The 1,382-nt window shown below is 35.8% G+C and carries 1 protein-coding gene; it reads right to left on the minus strand.

Translation table 11 applies throughout. The features are described from left to right. The coding region (locus ACFFHK_RS09770) for a replication initiation protein (protein ID WP_382371933.1) at positions 1–292 on the minus strand (292 nt) is incomplete at its 3' end. Between the last annotated feature and the right edge of the window lie 1,090 nt (positions 293–1,382).

Below are 1,382 nucleotides of genomic sequence, written 5' to 3' on the forward strand. Positions count from 1 at the left end.
ATTTAGTGCGACTTTCAATCCATCTAAATTCTGTGGTTTCATCTTCCCCCTTGAGAATTATTGAACGATCATATAACCGCTTTGACGCATTAAGCAGATCCCTATACGCAATTTTTTCACTAATTCCAAAGTGTTGAGCATAATCTTTTGCATATAAAGTTACCTTACTTTGCTCTATATTTCGGTTATCTAGTTTTGCCAAACTAAGCAAAATAATTCTTTGTTCAGCAAGGCTTAACCTATACCCAGCTTCAATAATGGGATGAGCTTTTCTAATAATAAGATCGGTCATAAAACAACCTTAAAGTGATAGGATTGATGGCATATAAAGTATCATTTTTTAACCTAAAGGTGAAGTGAAATAATTATAAAAATCACCTTTACCATCATTTATATCACCTTTAACCATCATTTATATCACCTTTAACCATCATTTATATCACCTTTAACCATCATTTATATCACCTTTAAAGCTAGAAATCCTTTTATATCAATGCGTTAGAGAGAAAGAAAGAAAGAAAGAAAGAAAGAAGAAATATATAGGGCTTCGCCCTATTTCTATTTTTTCCGTGGAAATCTTTTTTAGCGTTGGCGTTTATGGCAATGCTAAAAAAGATTCAGCAACCGAAGCCTTTAGGCGAGGGCGGTAGTAAGGATATATCGCATTAGGTTTTTTAGGTGGGAAGTTGCTCTGTTCGATTAACGATATCGCACGCCCAATACAGTCATTACACTAAACACTATCGAGGGGTTTCCGCTCACTCTCGTTCGCTTCTATTAGGGGGCTTTGCCCCCCCTAATAACCCCCATAAGAGGCACGATATAAAATCCGTCATTCACTAAAAAACGTGAGTTTTTTTGGGGAATGACGGATTTTAATTATATCGCCTAAAGTTTTTAATATTACCAATGCTTGACGTAAATTTGTATTGAATGATATGATAAAACCTCACAAAAAAGCCCGATCTGCTGCTATCGTTGATAGAAATGATCCAAGAGAAAACTTGTAAAAATCGCCCTTTAAACCGAGGTGACGGTTTTAAAAATTCACCGCCCTTAAACCTAGGTATGGGTTTCAAAATAAATTACCGCCCTTTAAAGCTGATGGACGCGTTAGATAACTGACGACAGCTGATTGAATTGTCCACCCTGTGGGGATTACATTTTTACCCACTGGGTAATGTAATCCGTTTACTCTCTGAACATATAAGGATTACGAAAAATGACTTGATATATTAGCGATATACCATTTTAAAAGCTCAAGATATGATACGCCCTGTCTTGTGACGCTGTAGAACAGCAATTTTATTATTAGTTACCTACGCTCTAACTAATATCGAACTAACACTTAGCAAATCAATTTTAAGGGTCATCAATATGCG

The organism is Gallibacterium trehalosifermentans, from assembly GCF_042433055.1.
GTDB lineage: Bacteria > Pseudomonadota > Gammaproteobacteria > Enterobacterales > Pasteurellaceae > Gallibacterium > Gallibacterium trehalosifermentans.